The sequence below is a fragment of the Ruegeria sp. YTSA075 genome, from assembly GCF_059610245.1.
In genome coordinates, this window is sequence record NZ_JBXWNG010000008.1 from 1 (window position 1) to 13,602 (window position 13,602).

The following is a 13,602-nucleotide window of genomic DNA, read 5'->3' on the forward strand; positions in this document are numbered from 1 at the left end:
GCTTGGCACCGATTTCCTGAATCGGCTTCTTGTTCGCCTCACGCGCGATTTCGATGTCAGATTTATAGCTCATTGGGCAGGGTCCCTGATTGAATGCCGTGCAAATACGGCGCGGCGCGCCGATGCTGAGCAACCCATACCGTTGTGTACAAATCCAGTGGCTATGGATTCCGACATATTCATGCCGCGAAACGGCGTTAGATCGACTTCACCGTTTCTAATCGGAAACCCTGGCCACCTATGGCGCCCAAATCGGTTGATCGGGAACAAGCAGTTTCATCCGCTCGCCAATGCGTAACTCACCGGGCCGCTCGACCCATGCAGTCACCCCGCGACGCCCTTTCGCAGCAGGCTTGAACCCTGCCCCGTGGCCGGCGTGCTCCGCTTCAATCTCACGCCCCGGCAAGATACAAGGCGCGTTCTCCATATCGACTGTGAGCGTTACATTACCGTCGCCCTTTAATCGGGACGAAGGTGGAATATGCGAAAAGTCAGGGATCCCCTGTAGAACAATCGAAGCGCCGAGATAAGACGGATCCAACTGATCAAGGCTCATCTCGGCGGCGATCTCGTCCAGTTCTTCAACAGACAAAATCGAGAGCTGACGCACATTTCGGATTTCAGTCCCTTTTGGGTAAAGGTTCCCAACCCGGACACAGGATGCGCGATTGAGCCCTTCATGGCGCTCACCCTGAACACCCTCAAATTCAAGCCTCAGCGCTTCGACCGCCTGTGCACGCAATGATGCCCCTGCAGGGACATACCCCAACCAGATCACCTCGGCTGAATACTCTGTTTCGCGCAAAAACGGCATGGGCTATCCTTCTCTATCGTGCCACGCGCGCATAATGCGCATGCATGCAGCGATGGAAAGAAAAAACCCGGAGGCAGGCTCCGGGTTTTCTGATTATGCCGTTGGTTCAGGCTCCATCCCACCTTCGGGTGGGGATTTCTTGGCCTTGGTCTTGGGAATCGCCGTAACGCTCGGCGCGCTGCCCTCATCCGGCTTATCGCCCTCGTCGTCGCTTTCGCTGGGCGGCTCGCCATTCATGACGCGCTTGATCTCGTCCCCGGTTAGGGTTTCGTATTCCAGCAGACCCTGGGCCAGACGCTCCCACGCCTCGTTCTTGTCGGTCAGGATTTTGTAAGCGTGCTCATATCCCTGCTGGATCAGACGCTTCACTTCTTCCTCGATCAGCTCTTTGGTATGCGCGGACACCGAGAATCCGGCTGTATTGCCCGAGTACCCCTCATGCGCTTCGGCATAGTCAATATTGCCGACCTTGTCGGACATACCCCAACGCATCACCATCGCGCGCGCCAATTGGCTGGCCTGCATGATGTCACCGGCGGGGCCGTTCGACACATGATCCTCACCATATTTGATCACCTCGGCGGCCTTGCCTGCCATGGTCATGGCCAACTTTTGCTCACACTCATCCCGGTGATAGTTCAGACGGTCCATCTCGGGCAGTGACACCACCATACCCAGCGCACCACCGCGCGGAATGATCGTCGCCTTGTAGACTGGATCGCACAAGGGCAGTTCCAGACCAACAACCGCGTGACCGGCTTCGTGATACGCGGTCTTTTCCTTTTGGTCCTGGGTCAGCACCATCGAGCGGCGCTCGGCCCCCATCATCACCTTGTCTTTGGCGTTCTCAAAATCTTCCATAGTGACAAAGCGACGGCCCACACGAGCAGCCATCAACGCGGCCTCGTTCACAAGGTTTGCCAGATCGGCACCGGAAAAGCCCGGAGTACCCCGCGCGATGATCCGCAGATCGACATCGGGGCCCAGAGGTGTCTTACGCGCATGTACGCCCAAGATCTTCTCACGGCCTTTGATGTCAGGATTGCCGACGGTCACGTTGCGGTCAAACCGGCCCGGACGCAGCAAGGCAGGGTCCAATACGTCTTTGCGGTTGGTGGCCGCCAGAATGATCACACCTTCATTGGCCTCGAACCCGTCCATTTCGACCAGCAACTGGTTAAGGGTCTGCTCGCGTTCATCGTTACCACCGCCGTAACCCGCGCCGCGATGGCGGCCCACGGCGTCGATCTCGTCGATGAACACGATACACGGCGCGTTCTTCTTGGCCTGCTCGAACATGTCGCGCACACGGGATGCACCGACACCCACGAACATTTCAACAAAGTCAGAGCCTGAGATGGTGAAGAACGGCACCCCCGCCTCTCCCGCAATCGCACGGGCAAGAAGCGTTTTACCGGTGCCCGGAGGGCCGACCAGAAGCGCGCCTTTCGGGATCTTGCCGCCGAGGCGCGAGAATTTCTGCGGGTTGCGCAGGAATTCAACGATCTCTTCCAGCTCTTCCTTGGCCTCATCGATGCCCGCCACGTCATCAAACGTCACGCGGCCATGCTTTTCGGTCAGCATCTTGGCCTTGGACTTGCCAAAACCCATCGCACCGCCTTTGCCGCCGCCCTGCATCCGGTTCATGAAATAGACCCAAACCCCGATCAGCAGCAGGAAGGGCAGCAGAGTGATCAGGAAAGATTGAAAGCCAGACTGCTGCTGTTTCTCAGCGCGCACAGGAATGTTCTCGTCGATCAGCAGCTTTGTGACCTCGGCATCGCCAGGTTTGATCGTCACATAGGTTCCGCCGGTTTCGGTGGTATAGCGAATCTGTTCGCCATCCAGTGTCACATTCTTGACTTCACCGTTCTGCACGGCGCTGACAAAGTCGGAATAGGTTCGTTCATTGCTCTGAAGCGTTCCGCCCGGTCCACTGAACAAATTGAACAGTGCAAGGATCAGCAAGAACAGAACGACCCAGAAGGCGATATTGCGAGCGTTGCCCAAGGAAATTCTCCCAAAAGATTTCGGCAAATAGCAATTTGCCGGGTTGCTTCTTAAAATAGAGAGGATTGGCGCAGGTTCAATGCGATAAAAACGACGCGTGAAACTCGGGCCATTCCGGTGCCCGTTCTGCGGTCCAGCCATTGGGAAAGCCTGCCAAAGGCGCCGCCTGGAGTTCATCGCCGCGCCAGACCGCTGGTGAGGATTGTAGTGCAAGGCGCGGACGCCCCTTTGCGCGCCAATCTGGAACCAAGGCAAGCCCGACCTCACCCAGCGCGCGGATTTCAAATCCGTCGGTCCCCGGCCCAGCTAAAATCCAACGCGCATCCCAGCGCGCGGCGGGGGGCGCTCTCAGGCTGGCAATGGCCTGAAACTCTCTGCAAATCCAAGTGTTCGCGGCTTGAGGCACCAGCAGACACCCGCTTAGCGATCCAGCTTCCCCATTGTCCAGCGCTTCTACGGCTTGGTTCAAAGCAGACTGACGTGGTGGATATCCGGGCCCTGAGATCCAGCTGAGGATACCAACAAGTAGCCGGCGTTTGATCTCGGCTGGCAAGGTTTGATACGCGGCCCGATCCACACAAACATCCCCGTCGACCACAACCGCGGCCTTGCGGGCGGATTCCTGCGTAAACAGGTCCAGCGCCTCACGCGCTTGGGTAAGGTTGCTGGCGACACGCGACAAGGTTTCCGGCGTTATCCCCAGCGGAGATAGGTCAGCAAGTGCCTTTCGGGCTTTGATCCGGTCAAACCTTTTGTCCTGATTCGATGGATCCTCGATCCACTTCAGCCCCTTATCCGATAGATAGTCGCGCAAGCTATGGCGGGTGGTCCCAAGCATCGGGCGCAGAATGGTTACACCCTCTCGGACATGCGCAACTGGCATGGCTGCAAGGCCTGTAACCCCAGCGGAGCGGGCCAGCCGCATCAGCACGGTTTCTGCCTGATCATCCGCAGTATGACCCAAAGCAATCGCAGGGATATTATTGGCATGCGCCCATTGAGCCAGCAATGCATACCGTGCCTGCCGCGCCTGATCCTGCAGATTACCTGAGCCGTCCCAGCCTTGCCACTTAAGGGTATCGTGTTTCAGCCCCAGGTCAGCCGCCTGCCGCGCTACAATTTGGGCCTCTTCGGCCGCTTCTGGTCGCAAGCCGTGGTCAACCGTGGCTACATATAGTTCAGTCCCTTCATGCGCAGTGATTTCAGCGAGAAGGTGCATCAGCGCCACCGAGTCGCCACCGCCCGAGACGGCGATACCCAGTCGTTGCGGCAGCCGTTCAGGCAGCCGGGCGCGAATATCGGATTTCAGGCTGGTCGGGGTCCGGCTCAAGAACACCCCAGTGAGGCCATTTCCTGTGTGGCATTTGACGCGGGACCAGAGGACGGGAACCGAACGCCAACCTCACTGAGGGTGATACAGGCCTGATCGGTTTGACCCAGACGGCCCAGCGCCGCGCCGAGCTCATACAACGCCTCGGGGGCAACCGCCCCTTCGGAATCGCCGGTGAAGCTGGCCAGAAAGGCGCGTGCCGCTTCGCGCGTGTCACCCAGACCTTCCAGTGCCTGCCCACGTTTCAAATGCGCCTCGGGCGCCAAAGGGCTGCCGGGATAGGATGTATCGAACTGCGCAAACTTGGTCGCGGCGGTCTGGAAATCACCATCGGCCAGCGCTTGCGACGCATCGTTAAAATCCGCCTGCTCGCCAACGGCCAGTTCCGCCTGCTCGGTCGCAGGAGGTGTGGCCGGTGTTATGACCGCTGCGCCCGAACCTGTGTCCTCTCCACCCAGTGTACTGGTTGGTTCGCCAGAAATTTCACAATTGGTCTCCAACTCACAAAGGCGGAATTCAAGATCCCCGATCCGGTTGGTCCCATCGGTCACAATGTTCTGCACCCGCTGGTTCAATTGCTCGGTCTGACGCGTCAGACGTTGTAGCTCGGCCTCAATCGCGTCGACGCGTTCAAGCACAGAACTGCCGGACAGGTTCGGCGCCGGAGAGCCGGTGGTCGAAAACTCGCGCTTCAGGCGCTGTATCTCCACATGCAGCACCGTCAGTTCCTGCCGGATATCCGCCAGTGTCTGCTGATCCTGCGCTTGCGCCACGCCCGCCGTTGCGACAACTGCGGCCAAAACCCATCCTGCAAGTCTCATCGTCTTACCCCAAGGTTGAACCGGTCAGCACTGTTACCGCGCGGCGGTTCTTGGAATAGCATTCCTCGGTGCTGCAAATTTCAATCGGGCGCTCTTTGCCATAGCTTACAGTGGTCAGTCGGTTGCCCGCCACACCCCGCGAAATCAGGAACTCACGCGCGGCATTGGCGCGGCGAGCACCCAGCGCAAGGTTATACTCGCGCGTGCCTTGCTCATCGGCATGGCCTTCGATTGTGGCTACATAGTCAGGGTTCGCCATCAACCACTCGGCCTGCCCCTGCAGCACCGTTTGAGCCTGCGGCGAGAGGGTCGACTGATCCACCGCGAACAAGACGCGATCCCCAACCGTTTGCTGGAAATACGCAGGTGAGCGCGGATCACTGGGTGACCCCGCAACAATCGAACCGCTGCCACCAGGACCGCCACCGCCCAAAGCCGAAGGATCATTGTTTGCGCAGGCTGCAACCACGCTCAGCGCGCCCAGTGCCAGGATTTTGCCCAATATGTTCATCTCAAGTGCCTCGTTGTTTTGTTCGTTGCTGCCTGTCTACCACAGGGGCGGTTTCTTGTGAACGTTCCCGCACATCTGCAGCGATCAATTCTGTAACGGACCCCATGACGGGTCGCTGCCACCGTCCGGTGTGCGCACCGGGCGCAGGTTCCGCCCCGAGATATCTACCGAATAAAGCGTCGCCCGACCGCTTGCGCCCTGTGTCTCACGAGTGAACATGATGACCCGCCCGTTCGGGGACCATGTTGGCCCTTCGTCCAGGAAGGACGATGTGAGCAGGCGTTCTTCGTCCCCATTGGTGCGCATCACACCGATATGGAAACGGCCTTTGTTTTGCTTGGTGAACGCGATCAAATCTCCGCGCGGCGACCAGACGGGTGTGCCATAACGACCTTGTCCAAAGCTGATCCGCGTTGCCTCGCCCCCATTTGCGGGCATGACATAGAGTTGTGGCGTACCCGAACGGTCGCTTTCAAAAACGATCTGGCTGCCATCCGGCGAATAGCTGGGCGCGGTTTCAATCGCGGGCGTATTGGTGAGCCGCGTACTTTGTCCCGAGGCCAGATCCATCTTCCAAAGGTCGGTGTTGCCGCCCTGGATCAGCGAATAGACAATAGACCTTCCATCCGGCGAGAAGCGGGGCGAGAAACTCATGGTGCCACCCTGCGTATTCAATTCCTGACGCCGCACGCTGCCGACATCCAGCACGTAGATACGCGGGCTGCCCGTTTCATAGCTGGTATACAGAAGCCGGTCCCCGGTGGGCGAAAAGCGCGGGGCCAGAACGATCGCGGAACTGTCTGTCAGGTACTGAACATTTGCTCCGTCATAATCCATAATCGCCAACCGTTTGAGACGTTGGTTCTTGGGGCCGCTTTCCGAGACAAACGCCAAGCGGCTGTCAAAATAGCCCCCCTCACCCGTGATCCGGCTATAGACCTGATCGGCAACCTTATGCGCCATGCGCCGCCACCCATCGGTGGTTCCGGCCAGCTGCAGCCCGTTGCCCAGTTCTTGACCTGAGAACACATCCCAGACCCGGAACCTGACCGTCAGCCGCTTGCCCGAGACATTGACCGCGCCGGTTATCAGTGCCTGCGCATTGATCGCTTTCCAATCGGCAAATTGCACTGGTGCATCAAAGCTGCTGACGCGGCTGATGAATGCGTCCGAGGAGATTTCGCGGAACAGCCCCGTTCCAGTCAGATCCGCCGCGACAACGCGGGAAAGATCGGCGGCATATTGTGTCGCGGATGGTCCATCCGGCACAAAATTCGGAACCGCAAAGGGCATCGGCTCGATGATCCCTTCGTCGATTTCCAGGCGCAGCGGGCCGCTCTGCGCGTATACCGGGGCCGACATCAGGGTCAGACCAAGGACGAGGCTGGTCAGAAGTTTCATCATTTGATCCGCATCCTCTCGGGATTGAATGTAATCTCAATATCCTGCCACTGATCGTATTTGTCAGCAGGCAGATCGTACCCACGCGCGCCACAGCGCAAAATTGCCCGTCGTGCGGCCTGATAGGCCTGATTTTCAGCACCTGCTGACCCGCCAGAGCTATCCAGCAAGCGAACGCTTCCACCTACAACCGTTCCATCACGATTGAGTGAAAACCCGACCACAACAACAACGTTCAACGCATCGGTCGACAACGAGCCGACATTCCAGCATTGCGACACCGCCACACGCATCGCATCCTTCTCACCGCTGGTCAGCGGCGGGCCAGAGGGTGCGGCTGGTTCGGACAAAGCCTCGGCAAGGGCATCGTTGATGGCATCATCATTGTTCTGCGCTGGCACTTCGGGGGTTGGTTCCGGGGTTTCCGTCACCTCTGTTTCCGGCGCAGGCGCAGGGCGATTTGGGCGCACACGCGGGCGTGGCGATGTCAGCGGTGCTTGCTCGTCGGTCTCCTCGGCCTCGGTCACGATCTCAGGCGCAGCCTCTTCCGGGGCGGTTTGATCCTGTTGTTCCTGCTGGGTTTCGGCACCTTCGTCCAACGAAACGGGGGGCGTTTCCACCTCATCCGGCTTCGCCTCGGGCGGTGGTGGCGCGACGGGTTCAGGTGCAATCCGCTCGGACGGGCTGGGCGTTGCCTCGGGGCCCGGAGGCGCAACCAAGGCCGTCGTTTCCGGTTCCGTCAGTGTCGGGGGCTCTGGCGGCAATTCGGGCTCTGGCGGCACTTCAACCGTCTCGGGCTGAACCTCGGGCTCCGGTTCAGATGGCGTCACAGGTTCGGGTCGCGGTTGTTCTTCCGGTGCCACCTCGGGCGCTTTGGCTTCAGTCTCGGGCTCGGGCGGCTGTTCCAATCTGTCGGGTGAGGTCGGCACTTCGGGCGCATTTGTCTGCGCTGTCATCGCAACAAATTCCTCAGCCGAAATCACGGACACATCCTGCACAGACATCGGCAACGGCTCGGACCGGAAGGTACCGCCGAACACGGCCCAGCCAATCAGGCTTACATGCGCAATCGCCGAGATTTTGGTGCCGGTATCCACCGCGCGACCCCACCTTTACCCGTCATCCAGCGTCGGCCCGCCGGTATCCGTCACCAGACCCACATTCGAAAAACCGCCCGCATTCAACGCGCCCATCACCTGCATCACCTGCGCATAGGGGATCGCCCCATCCGCCCGCAGAAAGACCCGATCACTGCTGCGTTCTGCCGCGATGGCACGTAGCCGTCCGATCAATTCCTCGCGCTGAATATCGGTGGTCTGAATTTGAATACGGCCATCGGCAGTCAGCGTGACGGTCAGCGGTTCTTCACTATCGCCGGGCAAAGCGCTTGCCGCAGTCTTGGGCAGATCGACAGGCACCCCAACCGTCAAAAGAGGCGCCGCAACCATGAAGATGATCAGCAACACCAGCATAACATCGACAAATGGCGTGACATTGATCTCAGCCATCGGCTGAGCGCGACCGCGCCGCCGTCCGCGTCTGCGCCCGTTGTTGCCAGAGCTCTGCTGAACCGCCGCGCCCATCGCTCAGCCGTCCAACTGACGCGACAGGATGGTGGCGAATTCATCGGCAAAGGCCTCATAGCCACCAACGATCCGGTCACTATCCGCGCTGAGCTTGTTGTAGAAAATCACCGCCGGGATCGCGGCCAACAGGCCCAGGCCTGTCGCCAGCAACGCTTCGGCGATCCCCGGCGCCACAACGGCAAGGTTGGTATTTTGCTGCTCGGCGATCTCGATAAAGGCATTCATGATGCCCCAAACGGTTCCGAAAAGGCCGATAAACGGTGCGGTCGAGCCGACAGTGGCCAGAATGGGCAGACCTTTTTGCAAGGTCTCAGCCTCTTTTGCGATGGCCACATCCATCGACCGATCAATGCGCGCCGTTGCCCCGGCAATCAGCCCGCCATCCGTGCGATGCGATCTGCGCCATTCGATCATTCCGGCGGCAAATATCTTCTCGGAGCTGCCATCAGGCTGCGAGCCGATCTGCTCAAACAACTCATCCAACGGGTTGCCAGACCAGAAATGTTCATCAAACACCTGCGCCTCGCGCCGAGCCGCACGATAATTGATGAGTTTCTGGATGATAATGCCCCAGGACCAGATCGATGCCGCGATCAGCATCAGCATCACCAGTTTGACGATAAAGGTCGCGCGGGCATACAGCCCCCACATGGAGAAATCGATCTCCTGCGCCAGCGCCAGCGTTTCAGCTTCCATGAACCTGCTCTTTGTTTTTGCCTGAATGGCCGTTGATTTGGCCTTGTTTTGACAAACGCTATCGCAGTTGGGGCTGAAAAGCCAACAGAACCACCCCTGGTCCACAAATTGTTACATCAATGCGCGAATCTCTGCCGGAAGGCGGACGGGCCTACCCTGCGCATTCATGCACACTGCGGTCACTTCGGCCTGGAAAATCTCGGTCTCGCCTCGTTTCACCAACTGCGACATGGTCAACCGCACACCAGAGAGCGAAACCATCTCGGTTTCCACGACCAGCTCATCCTCGAACCGCGCTGCGGCCAGATAGTCGGCCTCGACGCGTCGCACGACCCAGACAATACCCTGTTCCCGCATCGCATTCTGGTCATTGCCCAGTTTGCGCACCCAATCGGAACGGGCACGCTCTATATATCGCAGGTAATTTGCGTGATAGACGACACCGCCCATATCGGTGTCTTCGTAGTACACACGAACCGGGTAGGTGTGTTTCATTGCAATGTCTCCAACCGGGCAAACAGACGTAAAGCGTGCGAGGCATCCTGCGCCGCGCCCGGCAAAATCGGGTCATACGCGGCGCGGATCAGTGCCGCGATTTCGGGCCTCAGGATCGTTGTCTCGCCTGCTACGGCCAGTGGAGATTGCGCCCGAAACGCGGTGTCCGACCACAAAAGGATCGTCTGCACTACCTGACTAAGCGCTAGGGTTTCTGCCGGCACCTTGGACAATTCCTTATCCATACGAAGGAAAACAAACGCGGCGCGGATCGCGCCATCCTCTTCGAACCGGAATATCCGATATTGATTGGCCTCTGCGGCTAACAGCCGTTCGACCAATGGTCCGAGGTCAGGGATCAGACGATCCAGATCCGGCACCTCAAGCAGTTCCTGCCAATCGCGAAAAAAGAACACCATGCAATTGGCGCCCAGTTCGGGGTCGGTTTCAGCCATCTTGTGATCGGCCAATGCAACAACCGCCTCAAACGCGCCTTTCACGGTTGCAAGCGTTTCGTCCTCGACCCCGAACACGATGGGCACGATGGGCCGCCCCCAGCGCGCAAACAGAAACTCACCGTTTTCGCGGGTAAACAGCGCTTCGATCTCGTCCAGAGTCACATCCAACCCTTCGTCTTTTGAAAATACTCTCGCTGAAGGCTTAAAATCTCCAGCGCGCGGCTTCAACCAAACAGATCGTTCTGGCCGCGTGGCGGGGCTATTCCCAGATGAGTCCACGCTTTTTGCGCCAACATCCGCCCACGCGGCGTGCGCTGAATAAGACCCTGCTGCAACAGATAGGGCTCGATCACCTCTTCCAGCGAATCCCGGCTTTCCGACAACGCTGCAGAGAGGGTTTCTATACCCACAGGTCCACCAGCATAATTCTCAGCGATCAGCTTCAGGTATCGCCTGTCCGCGCCATCAAGCCCGAGATGATCCACACCCAGCCGTGTCAATGCCCCGTCGGCCAAATCACGCGTGATCCGGCCATCACCTTCGACGATGGCAAAATCCACCACCCGGCGCAGCAACCGCCCGGCGATCCGAGGTGTCCCGCGTGACCGGCGCGCAATCTCGCGCGCGCCATCATCATCCGCCGGCGCACCCAGTTTGCGCGCGTTGCGCCTGACGATCTCGTGCAACTCATCCACCGTGTAGAACTGCAAGCGTGTTGGAATACCAAACCGATCGCGCAGCGGCGTCGTCAGCAAACCCATCCGAGTGGTCGCCCCGACAAGCGTGAACGGCTGCAACTCGATCCGTACTGTACGGGCCGCCGGGCCTTCGCCAATGACCAGATCCAATTCAAAATCCTCCATCGCGGGATAGAGAACCTCTTCGACCGCCGGATTCAGGCGGTGAATCTCATCAATGAACAGCACATCCCGCGATTCCAAATTGGTCAGGATCGCCGCAAGATCACCTGCCTTGGCCAGAACCGGGCCCGACGTCATGCGGAAGTTTACACCCAACTCACGCGCCATGATCTGGGCCAGCGTGGTTTTCCCCAGACCCGGAGGACCATGAAACAGCGTGTGATCCATCGCCTCGCCCCGCTGCTTGGCCGATTGGATGAAGATGCGCAGGTTTGCACGGGCTTCAGCCTGACCGATGAATTCGTCCAAACCCTGCGGGCGCAAAGCGCGGTCATTATCCTCGGGCAAAGGATCGGGGCGCAAGGTGGGATCAGCGTCTACCATTCATTCATCCCTTTGGCGCCAACAGTTTCAGAGCAGCACGGATCAGTTCAGCTTCACCCGCTTCCGGCAGGCTTGCCGCCGCTTCGGCCACAGCCGAGGCGGCCTCAGACGGGCCATACCCCAGATTTGACAAGGCAGACAACGCGCCCGCCGATGCCGCCGCCGATCCCGACGCTGGGTTCACCACGCGTTTCGGTGCGGAGGCTGGTTCAGTCAATTCAACCACATCCAACGCAGGGCCATCCATCGCTTCGGTCACCGTGCCGCCCATGGCCATGACGCCTGGCGCTTTGTCTTTCAGGTCCAGTACGATCCTCTGCGCCGTCTTTGGCCCGACACCCTTGGCTGCTTTCACCGCCGCCCAATCGCCCAATGCAATTGCGCGGCTGACACCGTCGGGGCCAAGCGCCGACAGTATAGCTAAGGATACCTTGGCCCCAACGCCCTGAACCGAGCAGAGCAACCGGTGCCACTCCTTCTCGACCAAAGACAGGAACCCGTAAAGCTGCATCAGGTCCTCACGCACGACCATGTCGGTGTAGATCGAGACTGCCTCGCCGACACCTGGCAGAGCCGCCATAGTTCGGTCCGAACAATAGACGATGTAACCAACCCCGCGCACATCAATCAGGATGTGATCCGCTGCACGATAGTCCAGTCGCCCTGTCAGCTTGCCGATCATGCGCCCACCTCTTTCAACCGCGATTGCTGCGTCTTGCCGTAATAGGCATGACAAATCGCAATCGCCAGCGCGTCCGCCGCATCCGCGCCTTTTGGCGAGCAGCCGGGCAGTTGCAGTTTGACCATGTGCAGAACCTGCTCTTTCTCAGCATGGCCGACACCGACCACCGTTTTCTTAACCCGGTTCGGCGCATATTCTCCCACCGGCAGGCCGGCCTGCGCCAAGGTCAAAAGCGCCACACCCCGCGCCTGACCCAGCTTCAGGGTCCCGGCCCCGTCCTTGTTTACGAATGTCTGTTCAATCGCAGCCTGATCTGGTTGATGCTCGGCGATCACTTCGACAATCTGGTTGTGCAGTGACAGCAATCGTTCGCCCAGATCGTCGCCATCCGATTTGCACAAACCGTTCTCAACATGGCTCAGACGGCTGCCATGCGATTCGATGACGCCCCATCCCAGGGTTCTCAACCCCGGATCAATGCCCAAAATTCGCATGTTGTGCCTCGGCCTGCTCGGGTTATGTGATCTTTTTTCAACGCCTAGCACGAAGCGTGAACATTTTCCAAGCGAATTGGTCTATGGACAAAAACCGACAGCTTTGTCCTGCCAACGACACCGCGCGTCGATTGCGACTTCGAATAGTCTGTTTTCGACCAATTTATGAACGCGAATTAACCAATAATTTAAGTGAATTACGGCCTAATCGTGGTGAAGATGAGGCTTGCAAGAATTGCATAGGATATATGCAAAAAATGATCTTGTACGAACATTTTGGCCGCACTAAATGCCCGGCAGATCGCAAGATCAAAATGGAACTCAAACCAGAAGGAAACAGGATATGGCTGCACTGGACACCACCCGCATCGCCACCACTGGCTCGTTCGGCCTCGTTGGCCGTATCGGCGCGCTATTTGTATCGGCATTCAATGTCGTTGCTGAATGGAACGACGCCCGCGCGACACGCAAAGCGCTGACTGGCCTGACGGACCGCGAACTGGAAGATATCGGCCTGTGCCGTGGCGACATCGACATGATCGCCGAAGGCCGCCGGTAACTACGACGACCACATAACTGCCCCTTCTCCTCCCACTGGGGTAAAAAGAAAACACCGCGCGCTGATCAGCACGCGGTGTTTTTCTATTCTGTTGATCAAATACTGGTGGGTATCAGTAGATAACCTTGTTCAACTGAACCGCCAGCGCTTCGGATAAGGGATCAATCTGCATCACCCAAGCGCCGGCTTGTTCGACCGAGGTGCCCTGATACAGGCTATCGATCCGAAACTGGTATCCGGATGGCCCGAGGCTGGAGAGCAGGAACGCTTTGAACCCGAAGAACCCAAGCAGGCAGAACAACAACACTTTGGCCGGAACAGCTGATCGAACGCGCTGTGGTTTCATAACCACCAAGCCATCCTTGCGCATCGTCGCACGATAGCCTCGGCTCATCTTGTGATGCTTCTTGTTCAGGCGATGTACGCGCTGACTGAATTCCAGTTGTTTTGTCGTCATGGCAGCCTCCACAAAACCGCCCCCCATCAAGTTGATCAAAAAAC

The 13,602-nt window shown here is 58.6% G+C and carries 16 protein-coding genes; 1 reads left to right on the forward strand and 15 read right to left on the reverse strand.

Translation table 11 applies throughout. The annotated features are described in order from the left end of the window. Positions 1 to 238: 238 nt before the first annotated feature. The 14 genes from AC2FGE_RS14520 to ruvC form a co-directional block, all read right to left on the reverse strand. Positions 239 to 814: an MOSC domain-containing protein gene (locus tag AC2FGE_RS14520; RefSeq protein WP_496819925.1), complete on the reverse strand. Its 576-nt coding sequence runs from the start codon at positions 812 to 814 to the stop codon at positions 239 to 241. Between the two features lie 93 nt (positions 815 to 907). Further along, a complete protein-coding gene (gene ftsH, locus AC2FGE_RS14525) occupies positions 908 to 2,824 on the reverse strand; it encodes an ATP-dependent zinc metalloprotease FtsH (protein ID WP_353012480.1) in 1,917 nt (638 codons plus the stop codon). A 76-nt stretch (positions 2,825 to 2,900) separates the two neighbouring features. Further along, positions 2,901 to 4,154, reverse strand: a complete 1,254-nt coding sequence (gene tilS / locus AC2FGE_RS14530) for a tRNA lysidine(34) synthetase TilS (protein ID WP_496819926.1) — start codon at positions 4,152 to 4,154, stop codon at positions 2,901 to 2,903. Next, positions 4,151 to 4,975 carry a tol-pal system protein YbgF gene (gene ybgF, locus AC2FGE_RS14535; protein ID WP_496819927.1) on the reverse strand — a complete coding sequence of 275 codons (825 nt, stop codon included), beginning with the start codon at positions 4,973 to 4,975 and terminating at the stop codon, positions 4,151 to 4,153. The genes tilS and ybgF overlap by 4 nt, the downstream gene beginning before the upstream one ends. Before the next feature lie 4 nt (positions 4,976 to 4,979). Further along, positions 4,980 to 5,486 (reverse strand): peptidoglycan-associated lipoprotein Pal, encoded by a 507-nt coding sequence (pal, locus tag AC2FGE_RS14540; protein WP_170531039.1) that lies wholly within the window; start codon positions 5,484 to 5,486, stop codon positions 4,980 to 4,982. 84 nt (positions 5,487 to 5,570) lie between these two features. Then, the gene (gene tolB, locus AC2FGE_RS14545) at positions 5,571 to 6,890 is read right to left on the reverse strand and encodes a Tol-Pal system beta propeller repeat protein TolB (protein WP_496819928.1); all 1,320 of its coding nucleotides are present in this window, start codon (positions 6,888 to 6,890) and stop codon (positions 5,571 to 5,573) included. Further along, a complete protein-coding gene (tolA, locus tag AC2FGE_RS14550) occupies positions 6,887 to 7,984 on the reverse strand; it encodes a cell envelope integrity protein TolA (protein ID WP_496819929.1) in 1,098 nt (365 codons plus the stop codon). Before tolA ends, tolB begins: the two co-directional genes overlap by 4 nt. A gap of 15 nt (positions 7,985 to 7,999) precedes the next feature. Next, positions 8,000 to 8,470: a protein TolR gene (tolR, locus tag AC2FGE_RS14555; RefSeq protein WP_496819930.1), complete on the reverse strand. Its 471-nt coding sequence runs from the start codon at positions 8,468 to 8,470 to the stop codon at positions 8,000 to 8,002. A 3-nt stretch (positions 8,471 to 8,473) separates the two neighbouring features. After that, positions 8,474 to 9,169: a protein TolQ gene (tolQ, locus tag AC2FGE_RS14560; protein ID WP_353012465.1), complete on the reverse strand. Its 696-nt coding sequence runs from the start codon at positions 9,167 to 9,169 to the stop codon at positions 8,474 to 8,476. Positions 9,170 to 9,280: 111 nt separating this feature from the next. Beyond that, entirely contained in the window at positions 9,281 to 9,664 is a 384-nt protein-coding gene (gene ybgC / locus AC2FGE_RS14565) for a tol-pal system-associated acyl-CoA thioesterase (RefSeq protein ID WP_496819931.1), read from the reverse strand. Then, positions 9,661 to 10,284, reverse strand: coding sequence for a hypothetical protein (locus AC2FGE_RS14570; protein ID WP_496820077.1), 624 nt, complete (start codon positions 10,282 to 10,284; stop codon positions 9,661 to 9,663). The genes ybgC and AC2FGE_RS14570 overlap by 4 nt, the downstream gene beginning before the upstream one ends. 62 nt (positions 10,285 to 10,346) lie before the next feature. Continuing rightward, positions 10,347 to 11,366, reverse strand: coding sequence for a Holliday junction branch migration DNA helicase RuvB (gene ruvB / locus AC2FGE_RS14575; RefSeq protein WP_496819932.1), 1,020 nt, complete (start codon positions 11,364 to 11,366; stop codon positions 10,347 to 10,349). A gap of 4 nt (positions 11,367 to 11,370) precedes the next feature. Continuing rightward, complete coding sequence (gene ruvA, locus AC2FGE_RS14580) at positions 11,371 to 12,048, reverse strand: Holliday junction branch migration protein RuvA (RefSeq protein ID WP_496819933.1); 678 nt, start codon at positions 12,046 to 12,048, stop codon at positions 11,371 to 11,373. Continuing rightward, positions 12,045 to 12,542, reverse strand: a complete 498-nt coding sequence (ruvC, locus tag AC2FGE_RS14585; protein WP_496819934.1) for a crossover junction endodeoxyribonuclease RuvC — start codon at positions 12,540 to 12,542, stop codon at positions 12,045 to 12,047. The genes ruvA and ruvC overlap by 4 nt, the downstream gene beginning before the upstream one ends. Positions 12,543 to 12,885: 343 nt before the next feature. Between ruvC and AC2FGE_RS14590 the strand changes: the two genes are divergently transcribed. After that, positions 12,886 to 13,101 carry a DUF1127 domain-containing protein gene (locus tag AC2FGE_RS14590; protein WP_170531057.1) on the forward strand — a complete coding sequence of 72 codons (216 nt, stop codon included), beginning with the start codon at positions 12,886 to 12,888 and terminating at the stop codon, positions 13,099 to 13,101. A gap of 112 nt (positions 13,102 to 13,213) precedes the next feature. On the opposite strand, the gene AC2FGE_RS14595 is transcribed toward AC2FGE_RS14590, so the two are convergent. Next, a complete protein-coding gene (locus AC2FGE_RS14595) occupies positions 13,214 to 13,558 on the reverse strand; it encodes a hypothetical protein (protein ID WP_496819935.1) in 345 nt (114 codons plus the stop codon). Positions 13,559 to 13,602 lie beyond the last annotated feature (44 nt).